General features: G+C 48.9%; 20 protein-coding genes and 1 pseudogene. 11 read left to right on the top strand and 10 right to left on the bottom strand.

Annotated elements, in window-relative coordinates:
* Window positions 1-147: 147 nt before the first annotated feature.
* Complete coding sequence (locus ACKTSF_RS11680) at window positions 148-378, bottom strand: hypothetical protein (protein ID WP_407889628.1); 231 nt, start codon at window positions 376-378, stop codon at window positions 148-150.
* A gap of 1,231 nt (window positions 379-1,609) precedes the next feature.
* On the opposite strand from ACKTSF_RS11680, the gene ACKTSF_RS11675 reads away from it, so the two are divergent.
* Window positions 1,610-2,443, top strand: a complete 834-nt coding sequence (locus tag ACKTSF_RS11675; protein ID WP_407889626.1) for a hypothetical protein — start codon at window positions 1,610-1,612, stop codon at window positions 2,441-2,443.
* A gap of 222 nt (window positions 2,444-2,665) precedes the next feature.
* Here ACKTSF_RS11675 and ACKTSF_RS11670 read toward each other — a convergent pair whose 3' ends face one another.
* Together ACKTSF_RS11670 and ACKTSF_RS11665 are read right to left on the bottom strand one after the other, a co-directional pair.
* Complete coding sequence (locus ACKTSF_RS11670) at window positions 2,666-2,869, bottom strand: helix-turn-helix domain-containing protein (RefSeq protein WP_407889624.1); 204 nt, start codon at window positions 2,867-2,869, stop codon at window positions 2,666-2,668.
* A 10-nt stretch (window positions 2,870-2,879) separates the two neighbouring features.
* Window positions 2,880-3,458, bottom strand: coding sequence for a hypothetical protein (locus ACKTSF_RS11665; RefSeq protein ID WP_407889622.1), 579 nt, complete (start codon window positions 3,456-3,458; stop codon window positions 2,880-2,882).
* A 650-nt stretch (window positions 3,459-4,108) separates the two neighbouring features.
* On the opposite strand from ACKTSF_RS11665, the gene ACKTSF_RS11660 reads away from it, so the two are divergent.
* Complete coding sequence (locus ACKTSF_RS11660; protein ID WP_407889620.1) at window positions 4,109-4,648, top strand: GNAT family N-acetyltransferase; 540 nt, start codon at window positions 4,109-4,111, stop codon at window positions 4,646-4,648.
* A gap of 291 nt (window positions 4,649-4,939) precedes the next feature.
* On the opposite strand, the pseudogene ACKTSF_RS11655 reads toward ACKTSF_RS11660, so the two are convergent.
* Window positions 4,940-5,821: pseudogene (locus tag ACKTSF_RS11655) on the bottom strand (RNA-guided endonuclease InsQ/TnpB family protein); the annotation flags it as partial.
* 130 nt (window positions 5,822-5,951) lie between these two features.
* On the opposite strand from ACKTSF_RS11655, the gene tnpA reads away from it, so the two are divergent.
* A complete protein-coding gene (gene tnpA / locus ACKTSF_RS11650; RefSeq protein ID WP_407889619.1) occupies window positions 5,952-6,371 on the top strand; it encodes an IS200/IS605 family transposase in 420 nt (139 codons plus the stop codon).
* A 106-nt stretch (window positions 6,372-6,477) separates the two neighbouring features.
* On the opposite strand, the gene ACKTSF_RS11645 is transcribed toward tnpA, so the two are convergent.
* Window positions 6,478-7,359: an NmrA family NAD(P)-binding protein gene (locus ACKTSF_RS11645; RefSeq protein ID WP_407889617.1), complete on the bottom strand. Its 882-nt coding sequence runs from the start codon at window positions 7,357-7,359 to the stop codon at window positions 6,478-6,480.
* A 122-nt stretch (window positions 7,360-7,481) separates the two neighbouring features.
* Between ACKTSF_RS11645 and ACKTSF_RS11640 the strand changes: the two genes are divergently transcribed.
* A complete protein-coding gene (locus tag ACKTSF_RS11640; protein WP_407889615.1) occupies window positions 7,482-8,093 on the top strand; it encodes a TetR/AcrR family transcriptional regulator in 612 nt (203 codons plus the stop codon).
* 69 nt (window positions 8,094-8,162) lie between these two features.
* On the opposite strand, the gene ACKTSF_RS11635 is transcribed toward ACKTSF_RS11640, so the two are convergent.
* Entirely contained in the window at window positions 8,163-9,155 is a 993-nt protein-coding gene (locus ACKTSF_RS11635; RefSeq protein ID WP_407889613.1) for a serine hydrolase, read from the bottom strand.
* 304 nt (window positions 9,156-9,459) lie between these two features.
* Here ACKTSF_RS11635 and ACKTSF_RS11630 point away from each other — a divergent pair, with 304 nt between their 5' ends.
* Both ACKTSF_RS11630 and ACKTSF_RS11625 read left to right on the top strand, forming a co-directional pair.
* Window positions 9,460-10,644, top strand: a complete 1,185-nt coding sequence (locus ACKTSF_RS11630) for a cation:proton antiporter (RefSeq protein ID WP_407889611.1) — start codon at window positions 9,460-9,462, stop codon at window positions 10,642-10,644.
* A gap of 138 nt (window positions 10,645-10,782) precedes the next feature.
* A complete protein-coding gene (locus ACKTSF_RS11625) occupies window positions 10,783-11,241 on the top strand; it encodes a hypothetical protein (protein ID WP_407889609.1) in 459 nt (152 codons plus the stop codon).
* A 92-nt stretch (window positions 11,242-11,333) separates the two neighbouring features.
* Here the strand turns inward: ACKTSF_RS11625 and ACKTSF_RS11620 are convergent, their stop codons facing one another.
* The 4 genes from ACKTSF_RS11620 to helD all read right to left on the bottom strand — a co-directional run bounded on the left by ACKTSF_RS11620 (window position 11,334) and on the right by helD (window position 15,293).
* Window positions 11,334-11,930, bottom strand: a complete 597-nt coding sequence (locus ACKTSF_RS11620; RefSeq protein ID WP_407889607.1) for an SdpI family protein — start codon at window positions 11,928-11,930, stop codon at window positions 11,334-11,336.
* A 184-nt stretch (window positions 11,931-12,114) separates the two neighbouring features.
* Complete coding sequence (locus ACKTSF_RS11615; RefSeq protein WP_407889605.1) at window positions 12,115-12,426, bottom strand: hypothetical protein; 312 nt, start codon at window positions 12,424-12,426, stop codon at window positions 12,115-12,117.
* A gap of 88 nt (window positions 12,427-12,514) precedes the next feature.
* Window positions 12,515-12,871: a hypothetical protein gene (locus ACKTSF_RS11610; protein WP_407889604.1), complete on the bottom strand. Its 357-nt coding sequence runs from the start codon at window positions 12,869-12,871 to the stop codon at window positions 12,515-12,517.
* A 115-nt stretch (window positions 12,872-12,986) separates the two neighbouring features.
* A complete protein-coding gene (helD, locus tag ACKTSF_RS11605; RefSeq protein WP_407889602.1) occupies window positions 12,987-15,293 on the bottom strand; it encodes an RNA polymerase recycling motor HelD in 2,307 nt (768 codons plus the stop codon).
* Between the two features lie 642 nt (window positions 15,294-15,935).
* On the opposite strand from helD, the gene trpS reads away from it, so the two are divergent.
* From trpS to ACKTSF_RS11580, 5 genes are all read left to right on the top strand, one after another.
* Complete coding sequence (gene trpS / locus ACKTSF_RS11600; RefSeq protein ID WP_407889600.1) at window positions 15,936-16,955, top strand: tryptophan--tRNA ligase; 1,020 nt, start codon at window positions 15,936-15,938, stop codon at window positions 16,953-16,955.
* A 20-nt stretch (window positions 16,956-16,975) separates the two neighbouring features.
* Window positions 16,976-17,896 carry a Ppx/GppA phosphatase family protein gene (locus ACKTSF_RS11595; protein WP_407889598.1) on the top strand — a complete coding sequence of 307 codons (921 nt, stop codon included), beginning with the start codon at window positions 16,976-16,978 and terminating at the stop codon, window positions 17,894-17,896.
* A 12-nt stretch (window positions 17,897-17,908) separates the two neighbouring features.
* The gene (locus tag ACKTSF_RS11590) at window positions 17,909-19,174 is read left to right on the top strand and encodes a hydroxymethylglutaryl-CoA reductase, degradative (RefSeq protein ID WP_407889596.1); all 1,266 of its coding nucleotides are present in this window, start codon (window positions 17,909-17,911) and stop codon (window positions 19,172-19,174) included.
* Window positions 19,175-19,189: 15 nt separating this feature from the next.
* Window positions 19,190-20,155, top strand: a complete 966-nt coding sequence (locus tag ACKTSF_RS11585; protein ID WP_407889641.1) for an IpaB/EvcA family protein — start codon at window positions 19,190-19,192, stop codon at window positions 20,153-20,155.
* Window positions 20,156-20,279: 124 nt separating this feature from the next.
* Window positions 20,280-20,978 carry an NAD-dependent protein deacylase gene (locus ACKTSF_RS11580; RefSeq protein ID WP_407889594.1) on the top strand — a complete coding sequence of 233 codons (699 nt, stop codon included), beginning with the start codon at window positions 20,280-20,282 and terminating at the stop codon, window positions 20,976-20,978.
* Window positions 20,979-20,987: the final 9 nt, after the last annotated feature.

The following is a 20,987-nucleotide window of genomic DNA, read 5'->3' as shown; positions in this document are numbered from 1 at the left end:
ATTTGATAGATGATTTAGATGTAGTCTTGACAGAGCTACAATGAATCACTCGTCAGATATGAGAGAGATATCAGCGAGAGCTTAAAAAAGGTGTCGGTTGCAATCCTTCCTGGATTAAGCAACTGGCACCTCTTATTTTGGCCTTAGCTACACTTTGAAAATTTTGGTAAATCTCATGCGTTGCGCTAAGTCGTCTGCGTATTCCGGTGCAGTCGTGATGAAAAAGAAGGCCCCAGTTGATTGATTAACCAAGGTTCCAATAAAACGTCGTAGATCAGTAGAAGTCACAAGCGGATTACTCTTTTTCAAGTTGGGGAAATCTGGTGCAATCACAGCGATCCTTTGCTCACGGGCATACTGAAAAGCGTTGGCGAGCATTAGCTGCCCCCCCCCCCCCCCGACTTTGTGAAAGCGTTGAGACTAGCTGAAACGTCCAACGTGATCACTTTTCGGAGAGATCCACCAGCGATTAATTTTGCCAAAGTTGTTGGCATAGTTCCTTTGCCAGTTATTAGAAAACGTCCTCGCGTATTGACTGAATCATGCGGGAATAGTCTGACTAAATTCGATCGAGTTTCTAAGGGAACTGGGATAGTTGCGAGGCTACCGTGGACGGTTTCCAATTTCACCATTTTGGGATCGAGCGCAGCGTGAGCGCTGAGATTCCTGGCCGGTGCTGAGGTTGGCCTGACTGCACCTTGATAGTCGATTAGCTTAAGTAACTTCACGGCACTTAATTGACTGTTGATTGTGGTCTCTGCGTTTAGTCCGCGTAAGAATTCAAGTACGATCGAATCAAATGCCGCATCGTTCTTAGCGTAGTGATCAGCGATGAGATCCACTATCAGTTAATTAATAGTTTCTCTTTTCAAAATGGCACACATCCTAATTGAAGTTAAATTACTTTGAGACCAAGCCTAAATGGCCCTTAGCATAAGTGAGTCAACATCTTAAGTATAGTCGAAATAGGGCAAGCAACCAAATCATTTTAGATAGGGATGCAAAAAATGGAGGTGGATAAAGGTCGTGACTGAGTGACTTCAGTTGTCTGAAGCTCTTCGTTTAACGTATCGAAAAAAATTGTAAATGTTCTGTAATAGTATTTCACAATTTTTGAGGGGATACTGAGAGAGTTGCTAGTGTTAAGACAATTTTAAGCAGTTTATGCCATAGCGTAAGCATAACAGACAAGGGCGTTGCTATTGTAGAACGCTACCGGGGATTTATCACGATTGGGCATTGGAGTGGGATGCCGAAAGCATGAACGAATGATTGACTGAATAATTGTGACACTGGAGGTAAGGCATGGACGGGGAGGTCGATGCCTTACCTTTTTTGATAACTACTTGCAAAGAAAATTATGGAAAGACATTAAAAGATGCGACGAGAGACTGTGATTTGACTATTGATGGAATCCAGTCAGTGCCGGGGATGTTGCTTTAGCTTTGATTACAAGAAATTAAATATAGATTTTATCATGAAGGACGCTAGCAATCGACCCGAATTTGCGCGACAATGATAATGTAATCGGTGTCAATTTATTTCGGGGATGAATCGTCAGTAATTACATCTATCGGATGTGAATTTGTAAGTAAAGGGAGATTTTGCAATGAAAATGCGTACGAAATTAGGCCTCGTCATGTTTGCCTTCATGGTTGGTGTGGTCGGACTGGGAACACAAGCTAGTGCCAAGTCGGCAACCGTTAAGATCGGTAATGATCAGGTCTCGCGAGACTATCTCTACACGAGCACGTTCTACCGGTCAACGAAGGCCGTGACAGTTAAGGTGACGGCTAATCATACTGACGGGACCTTCGCGACGAAGACCGTCAAGATTCCCAAGAATACGGTCGTTTCTGGCCAAAAGGTTAACGTGACTAGTCGAAAACAGGTTCTGTGGATCAATCATGATGACGAGTTGAGCTATCATGTCTTGAAGTCGGCATTCACCCAGCACCCGAGCTATGTGCCCAGCGTACGGGACCTCGTGGTTAGCGTGAAAGCCTTTAAAAAGGTTAGCCGGCCAGCGTATTTGCCAACCTGGAGCCATGGTGATCTGTACCTTGGTGGCAAGGCGGCCATTAGTAAACTTACTGCTAAACAGAAGGTCCAAGTCACCTCAGACGGTTACCTGGAAATTCATAAGTACGTGGCAACTACTGGGGCAACGACACCTAAGCCGCTGCAGTCGGCCAAGATTAACCGGACGCAAGTGAAGGGAGCAACACGTTACTTGTACTTCAGCAAAAAGATTAAGGGGCTAACCTTGAAGCACGTGGCGACACGCGGCCAGGCCCAGTACCGGCTGACTATGAAGAATTTACACCAACCCCAACATCGGGCTGGCTTCTCGGATGACGATATGCCAGGGGTTTACTACAGTCTTTACAAACTAGGCAGTCAGACCTATTTCACGCCGATTTCTGATGACACAAGTTACTAAGCGCTAAGGCAAGTTCAGAGGAGAACCGGCTGGAAAAGCAGATATGGACCACGTTACTGAGAATTACTGCGGTTGCGTAGTTGAAGTAGCTTGCGAGTCAAATGGTGCTGATTAAACCGAATTGGTCTGTGCCAAGTAAAAGAACTGATTGCAAGAAAAAGCGAGTCTGGGATAAAATTCCAAACTCGCTTTTGGCGTATAACCGTCTTGTGTCGCACGCCTTTAGTCAGCAACGTATTTTAGAATATCCCCCGGCTGGCAGTCGAGAACTTTGCAGATCTTGGCCAGCGTGCTGAAGCGGATGGCCTTGGCCTTACCCGTTTTCAGAATCGAGAGGTTGGCAGGGGTGATGTCGATGGCCGCTGCTAGTTCTCTGCTGGTAATGTTGCGTTCAGCCATTACCACATTTAAGGTTAATTTGACCATGATAGACCTCCTAGATAGTTAAATCGTTTTCGGTTTTAAGGGTCAGGGTGTACCGGTACGCGACATAGATGACGCCAAAGAAGATGGACACCCAGAAATCGGAAATGGCTGTTGACCAAGTTGCGCCCATTAAGCCGCCGTTATTCACGACGTAAAACCAATTTCGAGTTAGTTGATTGCCACTCGCAAGGAATACGTCGCTAACAATCATGGCGATTCGGGCAATGAAAAGTTGTCTCAGGGCACTCACAGTTGTGATGGCAAAGTAATCGGCTTCCCGAAGATTCGTCAGAATTACAATGAGGGCTCTAAGGTGCTTAATGAGTGCCCAACCAAGAATGGCGGTTCCAATTAAAATTAGAATGGCGTAAGGCCAGTTTGGAAAGCTCTGCATCGCTGCGGCCGTGACAGTGTGCTTTCCTGGCAATAATAGAAATTCGTCACTATGCAGAATATGTTGTGGCAGTACGCCCTTAAAAGCAGGGTAAAAATTGCCTAATGGCAGAATAATCAAGACATATGCAAAAACAATACCAATTCTCCCCAGAACAATCACACAGTTAATCCCAAACTTTAACCATTTAGACATGGTTAACATCCCCTTATTGAATTATTCATTTTCAATAATAGCATATCGTTTATCGATAATCAATTGTTAAGCAACGATACTTTTTTCTTGATGATTGTGTTAAAAGGTTTAGAGATGTGACTTTTTCTTGGGAGGGGATTGTTAAGGGTGACAAGATAGTATCGCTTGAGCATGCCAGTGGGGGAAGTTTGGACGCAGACAGCTATATATGAGTGTTTTGGAACTTGCAACCTTTAATGTAGAAAACAAAATTGCTGAAAGCGCCGTCACAACAGTCTTTGTAGCGGATTTGATGTTTGTAGTACCTTTACGTTGCTAGTCACGCCCAAGTCCCGTATAGTTGGGGAAATACCTGTTGGCGAGTTGTGGATTATTCCCAAAAGACGACCTTTCCACGGTGCTACCTGGGAAGGTCGTTGACACCCAAACATCTACAGAATCACGGTTAAAATAAAAATATTTAGGCCACCTAGAGCGCAAAAATTGAGATGGCTTCCATCTCGCGGTAGAGCTGTGGGAGAAGATGAGGCCAGGCAATGTGAGTAATGCTGAAAGGACGAAAATGACTGCAACGGCCGTCCAGATGGTGAACAGAATATGAGTGGTAATTATTTTTTGGGTATACTGATGAAAATTTTGGAGGTGGTCATATGGTGGTTGCATTGGCACCGTTAACTGCGGCAGAAACACCAGCTTTTTGGCAGTTGGCCTTTAGTGATCCGCAGGCCGAATGGCTGAAATGGAATGGGCCCTATTTTCACGACAAGATGCCCAGTCGACAAAAATTCTTAACTGAGATTGCACCGCAGAAATTCATCGGGCATACTTCTCGGCAGATCATCAGAGTCGATGGTCGCATGGTTGGCATCGTTTCGTATGACTATGAGGATGGGTCGCTCCAACGCTGGCTTGATTTTGGCATTGTCGTGTACCGACCAGACGATTGGCATCGCGGTATCGGCAAGCAGGCACTGACCCTGTGGATTGATTGGCTATGGGCGCACATGGATTTACCCCACATTGGGCTCACGACTTGGTCAGGCAACGTGCGGATGTGTCGGTTGGCCGAAAGCCTGGGGTTACAACAAGAGGCCCGGGTGCGACAGGTCCGCTACTGGCAGGATCAGTATTGGGATTCGGTGAAGTATGGTTGCCTGCGTGACGAATGGCAACAACAGAACGGCAACTAGTCTAAGGCTGATGGTGACGGTGGTTTTCATTTATTAGGGTGGAAAGACCGGTGAGTATGCCCAATACAAGGGCAATCAGTAAGGTTTTCAAGCTTTCAACGGCTTTGACGAATGTTGTTCCGGAAATTTGAGCAGTCAACCACGCCCGTTTAAAAACGGACGCTTGCGAGAGCCACACCCCATGGCATGGTGACCACAATTTGCTTAGATACAGCGTTTGCCTACGAATAGGACTTATCCGCTAATTACCAAAGCCTTTTAGGTCCGTAGGTTGCCAGACGGACACAGTTCTTACAAGGTTGCTAAACCCTTAGCTAGTATATTTTTAGCTGCATTATGATCCCGTACGTGAAAAGCTCCACAACTGGGACATCTCCATTTTCGATCGGCTAACGTCAACTTGTTTTTACCCGTCATGATGTGTCCACAATGGCTACAAGTTTGCGTCGTATTCCGGGGATTGATTGTCACAAACGCTCGGCCGTACAAGTCAGCCTTATAGGTCAACATACCCAACAACGTTCGCCAACCCACGTCCCCAATACTCATTGCTAAGGCGTGATTACGTAACATATTTTTACTCCGCAGTTCTTCAGCTACGACTAAATCGTGGTTTTTGATCAAGGCCGTAGAGACGTGGTGCAGAAAGTTTTGACGTTGGTTGGCAACTTTAAGCTGTAATTTAGCCACTAGTAGACGTTGCTTTTGGTAGTTTCGTGAGGTGGATAATCGTCGATGCATCTTTTTAGCCCGTCTAGCCCGCCTGGACAGTACTCGTTGTTCCTTGGCCAGTTTACCCTTAATCATTCGGTAGTAACGCGGATTGTCAATCACCCGTCCATTGGAATCTGTCAAAAAATTGTCAAGGTTTAGATCAATCCCAACCTCAGATTTAGTAGCTGGCTGTTTGGCAACAAAGGCATGTTCAGACCCAATTTGTAAGGACACGAAGTAATGGCCCGTCGCATCCATTGAGACCGTCGTCGTTCCAATTCTAATATCAGCGGCTCGTTCTAAAATCTTCAATGGAAGTCCCTTGAACCTGAGCTGTCCTAACTTGGGCAACCATAGATGGCATGCATCAGTGAATCTGACGCTCCCATTGTTCATGGTTGGTATCGTCACTTTAGCGCTGTAAAGACATGACGTTTGATACCTCTGAGTATAACCCCGTAATGATAGGGTAATTGCGACATCGTTTTCGCCATAGCCTGCCACCTCTTTTCGCTTGAATACAGCATATCATATGAGCATACTATAGCCATAGCAAAACAACTTATAATAATATTTATAGAGGTGACATATGAGTAAAAATATTGCAGGTCCTATTCACGAACGAGGCTATGTTTATAACTTTCATTTCCACCTGGTCTGGGTCACTAAGTACCGACATGAGGCGTTTACAACGCCAAAGTTGGTCTCTGAAATGAAGGGAATTTTAACAAAAATAGCCCAATTGAACGAAGTCACCATCGAGCAGATGGAAGTCATGCCTGACCATGTTCACTTGTTGCTAAGTTTTAAGCCCAAGTATGCACCAACCAACGTTGTCAAAGCCTTCAAAGGAGGTTCAGCACGCTTATTCTTTGAATTACATCCCGAGATAAAAAGCCAAAAGTTTTGGGGTGGACATCTCTGGTCTCCTAGCTATTTCATGAGTACCTTGGGTGACATGAGCAAGGAGACCGTTGACAACTACATTACCAATCAACGAAAGGCATGATGGCATTCATCCCTTGTTTGAAAACGAGGGAATTCTGCCTAACCAATATTAAAAACAAGGGACAAAACCAAAGTGTGGTTTCGTCCCTTGTTGTGATGCTATAGGGTTATTTTTGGTAAACCTGAGCAAACTCTTTAGCGAAGTCCGTTAATTTTGTGGGTCCCAGCACAGGCTGGTGGGCGCGGTAATCAGCGTAGAAATCGTTATCGCGTTCGTAGGCCGTCATCTTGACAAATTGTTGGGTGAAGCTAGTGGGGGCACCACTAGCGCGTAAATTTTGTGCCATGGTGTCGTCACTGATCTGTACCAGCTTGATTTCAAATCCCAGGGCATGCCCCAAGAGTGCGGCGACTTCAGTGTAACTTTTTTCGTCACTGGCCACGTATTGACTGGTGACACCCGCAAGTGGTGACGTCAGTGCTGCGACAGTGACGGGGACAATGTCGACAGGCGCAACCCATGAATTGGGTTTTGTAAGGCTACTATTGGTGTAGATGGTGTGGTCTTGTTTAATGGTGGTTAGATTGCTGAAGAGGTTGTAGAACATGCCGGTTGGCCGCAAGAAGGTTAAGTTGACGTTGGGAAGCGCGTGCGTTAAGACCCCTTCAATGATGTTGTAGATGTGGAGGGCACCAACTTCCGGGCCCAGATTAGCACCGACACTGCTGAGATTGACGACTTGTTTAACAGCAGCAGCTTTTACAGCATTAGCATAGGTCTCGGCTTGCTTGCGACCGGCTTCAAAAACATCTGCTTCATTGGTCGCGGCGGTAATCATGAGGTAGACGGCATCGGCACCGGTGAAGGCTTGGGTCAAGAAGGATTCGTCAGCGATACTACCAATGGCGGGAGTGGCACCTAATGCGACAATATCAGCCGTCCGTTTATCGCTGTGACTGATGATCGTAACGTCATGACCAGCGGCAATTAGGGCTTGTGCAAGGGGCTTGCTGATGTGGCCGAGTGAACCCGTTAGTGTGATTTTCATAAGTGAGGATCTTCTTTCATAAAATATAAGTCTATCTTTTAACTCGCTGTTATTATAAGAGATAGACTTATCCTTTGTCAACTGTTAAACTAAATAAAATTGGTCAAAAGGAATGAGAAGTCGTGAAATTAAAAGATGAAGAAAAGCATGATCGTCTGTTGGTTGCTGCTGTGACGGTGTTGGCGAAGGGGGGGATGGCTAATTTTTCCACGACGAAAGTTGCCAGACTGGCCGGAATTCCCCAGTCGAACCTCTATATTTATTTTCAAAATAAGCAGGCACTGCTGGAAGCCGTTTACCGCATGACCGTCCATCAACAGAGTGTGGCTGTTGTGGCAGCGTTAAAGGGACAAGAGCCGTTGACAACGCAGATTGTGGCCAGTGTGCGGGCGTTGTATCAGTTTGCCATAGCGCAGCCAGAGACTGTTACGGCCATTCAAATCCTGTTAGATGATATTAAATTGAAACATAAATGGGGATTGAAACGTGATGACTTGGCTAATCAGCGGATTCAACAGTTGCTGCAGGATGGCGTCGATCAGCATGTCTTGCGGGCAACCGACCAGAATTTTTTGCGGTACTTCCTTGCGCGCCCCGTTTTTCATTATGCGGATGGTGTGCGCGCGGGCCTTTATTCAGACACACCGGAAGCACTAGCTGACTTAACGGCGATGATTATGGGGGCGGTCCTTCAGCCAGATGTTTATCGGGCCTGGTATCTCGAAAGGGGTTAATATAAGAAAAAAGATTAGTGCTAGAAAACCAAATGGCGTTTTCTAGCATTAATCTTAATTTTTATTGGATTATTTACTGAGTCCCTTAACAATCGAGGGGTTGTAGACGAGCTTCTGAACGTGGGTGGCAATCTTAGCCATCCGTGGGAAGCCACTAAAACCGGTCTGCTCGTGGCCGTGGGTCATGATAACTAGGATATAGCGTTCGCCGTTGGGAAGAGTGACGATGGCGGCATCGTTATTAGTATCGGCTAAGAAACCGACCTTGTCGGCAACGACCGTGCCTTTTTGCGCTGCAGCAGCTCCGGCGGGAATCCCCGTACGGTAGACCTGTTGTTTCATCAACGACAGGAGCCTTTGTTGATCCTTAGCATGACTGAACGAACCGCTCTGTGTGGCGAGATCCCTCAGTACGAGGGTCAAGCTGTGGGCGGTCGTCGTCGCAGCCTCACCACTGACGAAGGTGGGGGAGTAGTAGTGCTGGCTTGCGAGGTAGTCGTTGAGCGCGACGGGACCGTACGTGTCGACGACGTCCTCGGAGAAGTCATTAGCACTGTTGACGATCATTCGGTGGAAGCCATCTTCCTCAGTAGGCGTCCAGGTATACAGCCCGGCTGCGTGCTGATGGAAGAGATAGGCCGCGATGTAAAGCTTATATGTGCTGGCCGAGACCTCTGGTGTATGGGCATTGGCCGAGGTTGCGAGGACCCCAGACTTGTAGAACTTGGTGGCCATCGTCGACTTAGCCGCGGCACTGCCAGCGACCGGACCTAAATTGTAGAAGCTTACGCTGGTGGTTCCATCGGCCGTGACGGACTTTAAATAATGATGAAGTTGATGCTTCACGTGGCGTTGCTTTTTGGCGATCTGGTGTGCCGTGGCAGGTTGGGGCGCTGGTGTTGTAGGTTGATTCCCTTGATTACGGTGTGCTTGAACCGTGATCAGGCTGGCAAGGACAATCAAGAAGATGCCGAGGCCGGCCAGAACTCTGCGGTTGCGGAGATAGGGCAGGAGCCTGCTAATATGTATTTTGTGGCCAGGTGGCCGGAATGCGTGTTTCATGGCGAGCATCTCACTTCGATTCGGAATTTTTAGGATCTGTCCGGGGTGTTGGTTAGGTTAAACGCTCTTTCCGAGCAAATCAATTGTAATTGAAAGCGTAATCAAAGTTTACCACTAATTGTTAGGTGAAAGTACCAAAATCGGTGGAATTAATTAATGCCAACGATAAACTAATGGGGTAATTCACTTCTTATGCTGACATCTGACGGCGGCTGTCGGAAATTGGTGGCAGTTTTCTCTTTTGTGGCCTGACAAAGTAGCGTATGATAGAACCTAATTAATTTTTAAAGAAGGAGGAATGAGGATGGCTTTTCTCGGAACACTGTGTTTGATTCTGGTATTGACGACGTTGGCGGGAAATTTCGCCAACCGGTTAGGGGTCCCCGCCGTGATTGGCGAACTCGTCATTGGAATATTAATCGGGCCTGCCATGCTTGACTGGATTCAACTCAATAGTTTGGTCAACCTGTTTGCCGACATTGGGGTGGTTATTCTGATGTTTCTGGGCGGACTGGAAAGCAATCTGGCGCTTCTGATGAAGTATCTGCGCCCGGCCATCGTGGTCGCGACGCTTGGCGTAATCTTTCCAATTGCGCTGATGGGTCTAGCCTCTTGGTGGTGGGGCTTTAGTGCGTTGGAAGCCCTCTTCATCGGGGTGATTTTCTCCGCGACATCGGTCTCGATTTCCGTAGCCGTGTTAAAGGAATTTCACGCGCTATCTACGCGTGAGGGCGCGACCATCCTAGGTGCAGCCGTGGCTGATGACATCATGGGTGTGGTGCTGTTATCCTTAATGATCAGCTTGCTGGCTAGTCAGGGCATCAAGACTGCTGGGAGCCAACCCAACTTGGCCGTTGTCTTGATCGAGCAAATTGCCTTCTTTGGTGGCACATACATATTGGTTAAATGGGTGGCACCATACCTGATGCACCTAAGTGAACGGCTCGTCATGGCCTCCAGCGTCACAATTATGTCAATGGTCATCTGTTTGGGAATGGCCTGGTTAGCCGATATTGTCGGGTTGAGTGGGGCCATTGGTGCCTTCTTCGCCGGCATTGCCGTGGCCCATACGCCGTACCGAGCCGTCTTAGCCGATCACGTGGAGCCGCTGGGAAACGCCATCTTTATTCCGGTCTTCTTTGTCAGTGTGGGGTTGAACATGACGCTCGACCACATGGCAGAGAATATGGGGATTATTGTGGGACTAACCGTGTTGGCTTGCCTGACTAAGCTGGTTGGCTGTGGCCTGGGTGCGCGGTTGTGCGGATTTTCCTGGACCAGCAGTAGCGTGATTGGAACCGGTATGATTGCCAGAGGTGAGATGGGGCTGATTACCGCGCAGATTGGTCACCAAGCTGGTCTGCTGGGAAATGCCAACTATTCCGCCATGATTCTGGTGATCGTGTTGGCCACGATTCTAGCGCCACTGCTGTTGAAGCAGACGTTAAAGCGTATGCCAAAGGCAACCGTAGCGTCGGCCGTCGATTGAGTAAATCGACTAGTTGGTGATTAGTCTGTCGCTTGAGTCATTGTAGGGTTAAAACGAATTGTCTTGCTTTACCGGTGGGTAATGCGTATCGTTAAAGAGAAGGAACACCGGTGGTTATTCGGAGGAGGAGTTTGCACCATGGTTAAACCTTATTTTTTACTTGGTCTTGCAGCCGTGTCGCTAGGGTTAGCGGCGACTGACCTGACCTCGGCACAAGCGGCAACGTGGCATGCGGGAACGCCTAAAGTCCTGCGCCACACCTGGTTTCATAACGGTAAAGGAGACAATAAGGCCTATATTACTTACAGTAAGACCAAGAGCACGGGGAATCTCTTTGGTCTGGACGAAGGTAGCAATCACTATTATCGGCTGCCAGGATATGGACTGAAGAAGCTGAAGTACCGGTCATTGGGCCACCACGTCTATCAGTTATCCGGTATTCAATACTCGCCCAAGGGCAGCAAAGTGCAGTTTGATGGCCAACGGATGACCTACAAGTTGAAGGTTCAGAAGAGCCAACTATACTTCTACAAGGGCTATCACAACTATGGTCGCCACACGACGTTTCCTACAATGAAGACGCCAGCAATCTTTTAAAATTACACACAGAAATCCCGTTGTTACAAATAACCTAAGCTATTTGCGACGACGGGATTTTTCTATGTTCGTTCGGTGTTAAATTTTTCAAGCTACGGCTGCGACAAATGGTAGGCATAACCAACCGTGGCGGCGGCCAAAATGATGACGCCAATCATCAGCGACATCATAAACCAGGCGGCCTGGAAGGTACCAATCAAGAGGCTAATCACGCCAATGACAAAGAGTAAGCGAGCGCCCAATAGATTCGTCTTGTCCCAGATTTCCGTGGAGTTGCGCGTCCAGGGGAGACGAATCCCGTAAATGCCATTTGGCCGGATGTAGGGCATGGGGATGCCCAGCAAGGAGAAAAAGATGCCGAGCCCAGCCTGCGAAGAAGACAGGTTAGCCGTATCCAACGCGTGGGGTAGGATGAGTAGAATCAGACCGTACACAGCTAATACGACGTTGAAATCCAACAGAATCTCAGTTAGCACATTGGCAGTTACGTATTTCTTCAATTTTACCGGCAGATAGAGCATTACTGCGTAAGCGGCGGTGAAGATCAGCAACGTGCGCAATGTCCGCAGCGGCTGGATGGGGCCCAATTTGACAGCAGTCACCTGAACGATCCAGCAGAAGAGCAGAATGAGAGCGTTACTGATTTTAAAGATGCCAAGTTTTGTTTGACAATACTTTGGTAATAGCATTGTGGTCACTCCAAGTCAGAATTTTCTTTGTGTGAGTTCCACGGTAGTCGGCTTGGCTGGTGGAAACAATCAAAGCGACTGGCCTCGTTAGGTGAAGTGATCAAACTAGGTGGTTGAATGAACAGGGAAGGTTTCTGGCAATAAAAAAGAAGCCGGAATTTTGTTCCAGCTTCAGGTGAAGGATTTAGAATGCAGGTAAAATTTCGAACAAAGCAAGCCAGCGCCAGAGACCACAGACGAAAGCGACGGTGTACAGAACGGTCAAAACTTGGCGATAACGCGGTAGGTGATTCCAGCCAACGTGGCGCCACTGGGTTGCGTAAATGATGGTGCCAATTAGACCAACGATTCCCCATGTCAGTAATGTGCCAAGCATATAAGTGCCGAGATAAGAGGCATCAAAGGTGGTGCCGAACAGCAAAATTAGCATGGGACCGCCGAGACAGAGGGCGGTAAGACTGAGTTCGAGTGTACGCGTTTCACGGTTGTGCTGCATAATGACTCATCCCCTTACTTGCCAGTGTACGCGATACGAGCAGAAAGAACTATGAGAAAAAGTACGATAACGATCATGAGTCGTCAACTTAACCCAAGGGTGCCAACCAAGTGAGCCAGCTTTGCGGCAACACGTCAGTTACTAGCCACCAGATCAGCACCCCTAAGATCAAGGCGGTGCTGTAGGCAATTGTCAGAATACGCTGATGAGACAACAGACCTGACCAGCCCAGACGATGCCAGTTGGTGAGTATGATGGGAACAGCGACCAGCGTGATGAGTCCCAGCAAGACTAGGCCGAAAAAGATAAACGTATCCGGATGGAAAACATCGTGCGTCGCGACCCCAATACTACCGGAGACTATCAAGAGCAATGGGAAAGCCAGGATGATAAATGAGAATAGGTAGGCAATGGTGATCCTGAATTTTGATGGTGTTGTCCTCATAATGGTTCATCCCCTTGTCCTGAGTATATGGGTTTCATGGCAAGATGCAAGGCTGGGTGCTAAAAAACGACCTTGACCGGCAGACGCTGGTCAAGGTCGTTCGAAAGTGTCAGGTTTAGTTCTGAAATTCATGTTCGATCGTTAAATCTGCCTGGGGCATCTTTCCTGAGGCAATCAACGGTGAAACGGCGCCGATGCTCAACAGTGTCAAGTGATGCATGGCCCGTGACGCAATCGTGTAGAGCGTCCCGGTCATCTGTTCGTCAGGATAATTCTCCGCCGAGACGTTGTAGGCAATGACACTGTCGAATTCCAATCCTTTGGCCAAGTAAATGGGCAGGACGACGACGCCCTTAGGTAAGGAGCGGTCTGTGTCAGTCAGTCGAGTCAGGTCGAATTGTGCGTGTAGTTCCTGATAAACGCGTTTGGCTTCGCGCGTACTCTTGGTGAGAATGGCGACGGTACCGCTGGTGGCAAGCTCTGTTGTGACTTCATTAGCCAAAGCCTTGAAGGCGGCATCTTCGTCGTAGCGAATGACCACCTTAGGCAGATCGCCGGGTCGGTTGAAGGCCTCGATTTGGTCGCCATCTGGCAACAGCGCCTTGGCAAAGGTGGTAATGGGGTAAGTCGAGCGGTAGGATCGTCGCAGTGTGATTAACCGTGAGCGTTTAACGTTCAATGCCGCATCCAACTTCTTCAGAATGGACTCGGGTGATTCCACGGCCTTGAACAGGGCCTGCTCGCTGTCGCCCAACAGGGTCAGCTTAGCCCGTGGAAAGGCATGTTGTAGGTAGATCAGCTGGGCCATTGAGTAATCCTGCATTTCATCAATAAACAGGTGTTGCATGCGATGGTTGGCGCCACCACCGATCAAAAGGTCACGTAGATAGAGCAATGGTGCCGCGTCAATCAAAGCTAAATGGTGAAATTCAATATCGTGTTGATAGGCAGCAATCACGGCCTGCCATGCAGTTGTGGATACAGCACTTGGTAACGGGCAGTGTTTCAAGAAGGCTGTGTACTGACTGTAGGCGTCCAAGAAGTAACCGTTATAAATGGCGTCGTCGACTGATCGCAGACGTTTCCGCACGATTTGGCGGGCAATGAAGTCAATCTCGTCATCGAGCTGTTCAAATTCACCGAGATGATTAGCGCCTAACCAATTGTGATAATCTTCATCGTTGAGCTGGTCGATCTCGTCACGCACCCAATCGGCTTTGGCTTCATCCGCAATACGGTGTTTCAGACGTTTTTCCAAGGCATTCTTGGTCCGTAGAAAGCGGTCGGCCGGTGCAGTGGCGTCCGGGAATGCTGTGTAGATGCTGCGGATTTCTTCCTTGCTGAAGAACACACGGCCATCGAATCGAATATCAGTAAACTTTAGCTCATCGGCCGGACAGGTGTGGCAGTAATCCCTAACCGCCGTCATCAATGCGGCGCTCTCACGGAAGTCACGCAGCTGATGGTTGACGGGGGCTTGTTGGTCGGCTTCATACCGCTCAAACTGCGTCTGGACCTTCAGCCCTTGGAAGCGTTGCGTGAGAAACTCGGCGAGAGTGACCTGACGCATGTTACGTTCCCCTAAGCTGGGGAGGACATCACTGATGTAGTGGCTGAACAGTCGGTTGGGCGAGAAGAGGACAATTTGATCAGCCTCTAGGTCGCGGCGACTGTGATACAGCAGAAAGGCAATCCGTTGCAGAATTGCGGAGGTCTTACCAGAACCGGCCACCCCTTGGACGACGAGCAGGTCGCTCTTCGTATCGCGGATAATATCGTTTTGTTCTCGCTGAATGGTGGCCACGATGTTTTGCATGGTGGCGTCGTTCTGCTCACCTAGCGCATGCTGGAGCATTTCATCGCCAACGGTTTCGTTGGTGTCGAACATGTTTTCAATTTGACCGTCTTTGATCAGAAATTGTCGTTTTTTCAAAAGGTCGGTCTGTTGGTCGCCGGCGGGTGTGTTATAAGCAACCTGACCGAGGACCCCATTATAGTAGATACTGGAGATAGGTGCTCGCCAGTCGTAGACCAGAAAGTTCTGATCGTCATCGACGAACGAAGCCGTGCCAATGTAGAGAGATTCCGGCGTCGTTTCGCCGGGATCCTGGATATCAATCCGGCCAAAGTAAGGCGACCGTTGGAGTTCTTTAAAGGTATCAAGTTGATCTTGAATAATATTTTGATTTTCAGTTAGCCGGGAGACCAATGCCCGTTGTTGCTGCAGTTCAGCACTGGTTTCGATTCGGTCATCGACTTCGAACCAGTTGACCGAAGTGTTTTCGCTGTAATTCTTCAAGACATTGCGCAATTCTTTATGCGCAGCGGTGTAGTCGGACGTGGTCTTATCGATCCGCTCACCGATCTGAGCAGCGACGTGGTTAACACGCTGTTGTTCCTGGGATTCTTCGCTGGTGGTCAAAATGACCGCCTCCTTTGGATAGGCTAAATTGCTTAACAAGTTTAGTCATTTTGGAGCCTCCTGTCAATCAAAGCGATTGGGGCTGTCGGTTACTAACGGTTGAAAGTCCAAGTGCACCTAGAATGATCCAGTTAACAGGGAGTCAATCCACAAAATTAGTCGAAAATTGCCACCTGCGTCTGTCAGAGATTCCGGCGTCTGTGGGGACCGCCTACTGTGAGGAACGCCTCCAGCCAAAGGACGTGCTTCCGGCTCGTCTGAAAGCCGCCAAGTTCAGGTGTCTCTCAGGTCGTCCCACGATGTAATGCCGGGGGAAACCGCCCGGTCTAACATTGTCGGCACGGCTAGGGACATTCCTGGCCGACAAGACGGTTTACTTTCTCAACGAAAACCTCTAAAATAAGAACATGAAAGTCGTGATATAAAGTAGGCCAAGTCCAGAGAGAAACCGCCCGTGCTGAAACGGTTTTAGCGTCGAATTGGGTCACGTCTGAATAGTCAATCGATAATCAATTATCGCGGGGTCCCGTTAACGACAAAAGTGGTGGTCATAACGATCACAATTTAGGTGGTACCGCGCAAGTTAGCGTCCTATTGGAGTCCTTCTCCAATGGGGCGCTTTTTCAGAAAGGAAGAGTATTAATGACTAAAAAGCACGTTATATTAACAGGTGACCGACCAACAGGTAAACTCCATATTGGACATTACGTCGGGTCACTGAAGAACCGGGTTGCCCTGCAAAACACGGGTGATTACGACACATTCATCATGATCGCCGACATGCAAGCGTTGACCGACAACGCTCGTGATCCCGAAAAGATTCGCCACAGCCTATTACAAGTGGCCTTGGACTACCTGGCAGTGGGAATCGATCCTGCCAAGTCTACGATCCTCGTTCAATCTCAGATTCCAGCGCTTAGCGAATTGACGATGGCTTACCTGAACTTGGTCAGCGTTGCCCGGTTGAATCGGAATCCAACGGTTAAGACGGAGATCAAGCAAAAAGCGTTTGGTGAAAGTGTCCCAGCTGGGTTCTTCATCTACCCAGTGAGCCAAGCCGCTGATATCACAGCGTTCAAGGCCGACACAGTTCCCGTTGGGGAAGACCAAGAACCGATGTTGGAACAGACACGTGAAATTGTTCGCAGCTTCAACAGTATTTACGAACAAGAAATTCTGGTTGAACCAGAAGGCTACTTCCCACCTAAGGGCCAAGGCCGGATTCCTGGCCTCGACGGCAACGCCAAGATGAGTAAGTCGTTGGACAATGCCATCTACTTGGCTGATAGTGCCGATGATATTCAGAAGAAAGTAATGTCGATGTACACTGACCCTGAGCACGTGCACATCGAAGACCCAGGCCACATCGAGGGCAATACGGTCTTTACGTATCTCGATATTTTTGCCGACGATACGGCGCAAGTTGCTGATTTGAAAGCACAATACCAGCACGGTGGGCTCGGTGATGTTAAAATTAAGCGGTATTTGAACGAAGTCCTTCAGGCCAAGCTTCAACCGATTCGCGAACGTCGTGAACAGTACGCTGCCAACGAGGATGCCGTTTACGATATCTTGAAACAGGGTAGTGAAAAAGCGAACCAGGTTGCCGCACAGACGTTACATGAAGTTCGACACGCTATTGGTATCGACTACTTCGGCTAGACCGAAACGGAGGAGAGTCTATGCAAAACTTAGCCATTGTTGATCTCGGATCGAATTCGGTCCGCATGGCCGTTAACGAACTCCATGATGACGGCACCTATCGCGAGGTCAATCGCGTCAAGGTGGACAGTCGTTTGTCGGAGGGCATGGGCCCCGAGAAGATTCTCCAACCGAAGGCGATGGATCGTACGATTAGTGCACTGAAGTCGTTTCGACCGTACTACGAGCAACTCCCGAACCTTGTTGTCCGGGGGATTGCCACAGCGGCTGTCCGTCAAGCGCGCAATCGAGATGAATTTCTCAAGCGCGTGGCGGTGGCGACCGACATTGACCTCGAAGTGCTGTCCGGCGACCAGGAAGCCTATTACGACTACCTCGGCGCCGTGAATCGTTTGAAGGCGAAGGACTGTCTGCTTTTAGATACTGGTGGAGCCAGTTGTGAATTGGTCCACATCAAGAAGGGACGCGATGCCAACTTGATCAGCGTGCCGTTTGGTGCGGTCAATCTGTCCGAACAATTTCGGTTAGATGACCGGGTTCGAGCGGTGGACCTATTCTCCGCGCAAGTCTTCTTACGCGAACGACTCCGCGATATTTGGTGGTTGAACGATGCCAAGCATTTACCATTGGTCTTGTTGGGCGGAGCTAACCGGACACTGGCCCGGATGAACCGTCAACAGCAAAAGATTTTGCACGTGGAGAACATCCACGGTTATCGTTTAACTACGGAACAAGTTATGAAGACCTTCGAGCGCCTCCTGCGGGTGCCGTTGGGCGAGCGTAAACGTATCTCCGGCCTAGAACTAGACCGCGCCGATATTATTATCGGTGGGATGTTGCCATTGGTAACACTTTTACAGATGTTGGACTCCGATCGGGTTGTTTTCTCCGAAAGTGGGGTCCGCGAGGGCATTATTTCCGAATATCTCAGTCAACGCTAGGAGGAATGTCTTATGGCACAAATACCATTCTACCGGCTACCCTATGGGGCCCGGCGCGACTTATTGGCTCAGCAGAGTCATTTAACGGTTCAACAATTGGCGAGAATTGCCGCCAGACAGCGGTCGGCCGATGCTGATTTGATTGAAAATTATCTCACAACTTACGGCCTCCCTGAAGGGGTCGCCGTGAATCTGCGGGTGAACGGCCAGGCCATTGCGGTGCCAATGGTGACGGAGGAACCCTCCGTGATCGCGGCTGCTAGCAATGGCGGGCGGCTGTTGACTAGTGAACGAGGAATCACCACGACAGTTGAACGACGTGAAGTCATGGGACAGATCGTCCTGAGTCACGTCGCCGATTGTACTGGGGTCAAAGCCTGGTTAATTGCCCATCAAGATGATCTCTTGCGGGTGGCCAATGACGTCCATCCCTCACTGATTGGTCATGGCGGTGGCGCCCGGTCGATACGGATTCGGTGTGTTCCGCCGTATTGGATGTCACTGGATTTATTTATTGATGTCGGTGAAGCGATGGGGGCCAATCTGGTCAACACCATCTGTGAGGCCGTTGCGAGTTATTTAAAGAAACATTTAACCGTCAACGTCTTGATGAGTATCTTAAGCAACTATGCTACGCACAGCCTAGCGACCGCCGAAGTAGCGGTGCCAGTTGATCAATTGGCAACAAACACCATTGATGGTGCGACCGTTGCCCAACGGATCTGTGATGCCAGTGACTTTGCTGAGCATGATCCTTACCGGGCAGTCACCCACAATAAGGGGATTATGAACGGCATCGATGCCGTTGTCTTGGCCATGGGCAATGACTGGCGGGCCGTGGAAAGTGGTGCGCATGCCTATGCGAGTCGTCATGGCAGTTATCAGAGTCTCAGTCGTTGGTGGCTGGACGATGATGAGACGTTGCACGGCGAGTTAACCTTACCGTTAGCGTTGGGTTACGTTGGTGGTGCCACGCGGGTCTTTCCGTTAGTGGTCATCAATCAGCAGATTGCCCAGATCACTTCGGCTCGTGAGTTAATGGGTGTGACGGCCGCCGTGGGATTGGCTCAGAACTTGGCAGCTCTCCGTGCGCTCGTGACAGATGGTATTCAACATGGCCACATGCAATTACAATTAAAATCACTCGCGCTGTCGGTCGGTGCGACGCCGGGAGAAGTTCCAGCGGTAGTGGGCCGACTCCGCGGTCATACGCAACCGACGACGGCACAGGCCAAAGCAGCTTTGCTTGCCGTGCGCCATGCAAATTTAGAGAAATAGGTGACAACTTAAATGATGAAAGCAAAAGATGTGCAACTTAACGAGGCGGTCCAGGGATTATTGAATCAGGTCAACGCCATTTATCCTGGTAAAGTCGAAGTCCAATTCATTGGTGAACTTCAAGTCGGTTACGTACGGCACGACCAAGCTCAACAGATGCAAATGGGTAAGGACATTGCCATCCAAGTAGCTGATTTGACGGCGCCTAACTACACGGCTTCGCACGAATTGCTACACTTGCTAATGGTTCTTTCTGGGTTCCCACAAGTCTTCTTCTCCCTGACGACGGGTCAGCCGAAATTGGATGAGCAGCTGATGATCATGGGAACTGAACTCTACGATATTGTGAGTCACTTTGTCGTGGTTAGTGAGCAGCAGAAGCACGGTTTAATCACGCCAGAGATCAAGGACCTCTACCTGGCTGGTGTGAAAGCCACCATTAAACCAGAGCCAACACCGGTTGATGACGAAATGACGTTGCGGACACTGACATTGTTGGATGCACTGGTCTTCTTTGGTTCAGATGATGAAAAGGTGATGGCAGATTTCGAAAAGGATTACCCCATTAGTTTAGCTGCAGCCAAGAAGTTGTATGCAGTGATTACAGCGAAACCAGTTGATTCACCATTTACCTTACGTCGGAACGTGGTTAAGTTGTTCAAGGCCTTCGATGCGCAATTGGAAGCTTGGCAGTTGCCAGCGCTCCATAACACCGAATTCACCACGTTGACCAGTGTCATGTCTAAGCGACAACTCAGTTTGAAAGTCAAACAAATCTTTGAACTGTATCACTCCGATATGCATGAGAAAAAGACGCAACGGCGAGCCTATGTGGGGTTCAATCGCGCCGATGAACAGAACGCTTTTGTGTTGCCAGAACCAGCTCCTAAGGATGACACGCCGGATTACTTCACGAAGCTTTACGACATGACAGTTGAAGAGCTCTTTAATAAACTCGAAATGCCATTTATTTTGCGGTAAACTGAGCGTATATATTCGTCTATAGCTGCTAGAAGTGGTCTCCCAGCGGACACCCTAGCAGTCGTCGTCGGCGGAGGTAGCAACGACAAGGTTAGAGCACCAAGACAAGGAAAGGATGATGGGGATGGAAGCGCGCTTACAAGCGACCTTTGATCAAGCTCAGCACATTGTATTCTTAACTGGGGCGGGTGTATCAACGCCGTCTGGGATTCCGGATTACCGATCCAAGAACGGTCTGTATACGGGACACCGAAACGCGGAATACTACTTGAGTCACAGCTGTTTGGTACAGGAGCCAGAGGTCTTTTACGACTATGTGAAGCAGAATCTGTACTATCCAGATGCTAAACCCAACGTCATTCATGAGAAACAAGCGGCCCTGACTCGGCAGAACCGGGCCACGGTCATTACCCAAAATATCGATAATCTTTACAACGTCGCGGATACCCAACACTTGGTTGAATTTCACGGGAATCTCTATAACGTGTACTGTCAGGTCTGTGGCACCAAGGCCGACTGGCATGACTATCTGAAGTCGCCATACCACGACGCCGATGGTGGCTGGCTGCGACCCGACGTTGTTCTGTATGATGAAGGCTTGAACACCACCAACGTGCAGCGGGCGGTGGCGGCGATGAATCAAGCTGATTTAGTCGTCATCGTGGGAACCTCCATGCGGGTCTATCCGTTTGCAGGACTCCTCGATTACCGTAATCAGCAGGCACAGGTCGTGGTTGTGAATCAAGAAAAATTAAACCTGGGCTTTACCTATGATATGGTTCAAGCCGACGCAACTGAGTTCTTCGACGCGTTGCGCGTCTGAGGGTGAAAC

The organism is Levilactobacillus muriae (genome assembly GCF_045862015.1).
GTDB lineage: Bacteria > Bacillota > Bacilli > Lactobacillales > Lactobacillaceae > Levilactobacillus > Levilactobacillus muriae.
The sequence above is the reverse complement of the archived record's forward strand: the minus strand, read 5'-3'. Positions and strand labels throughout refer to the sequence as shown.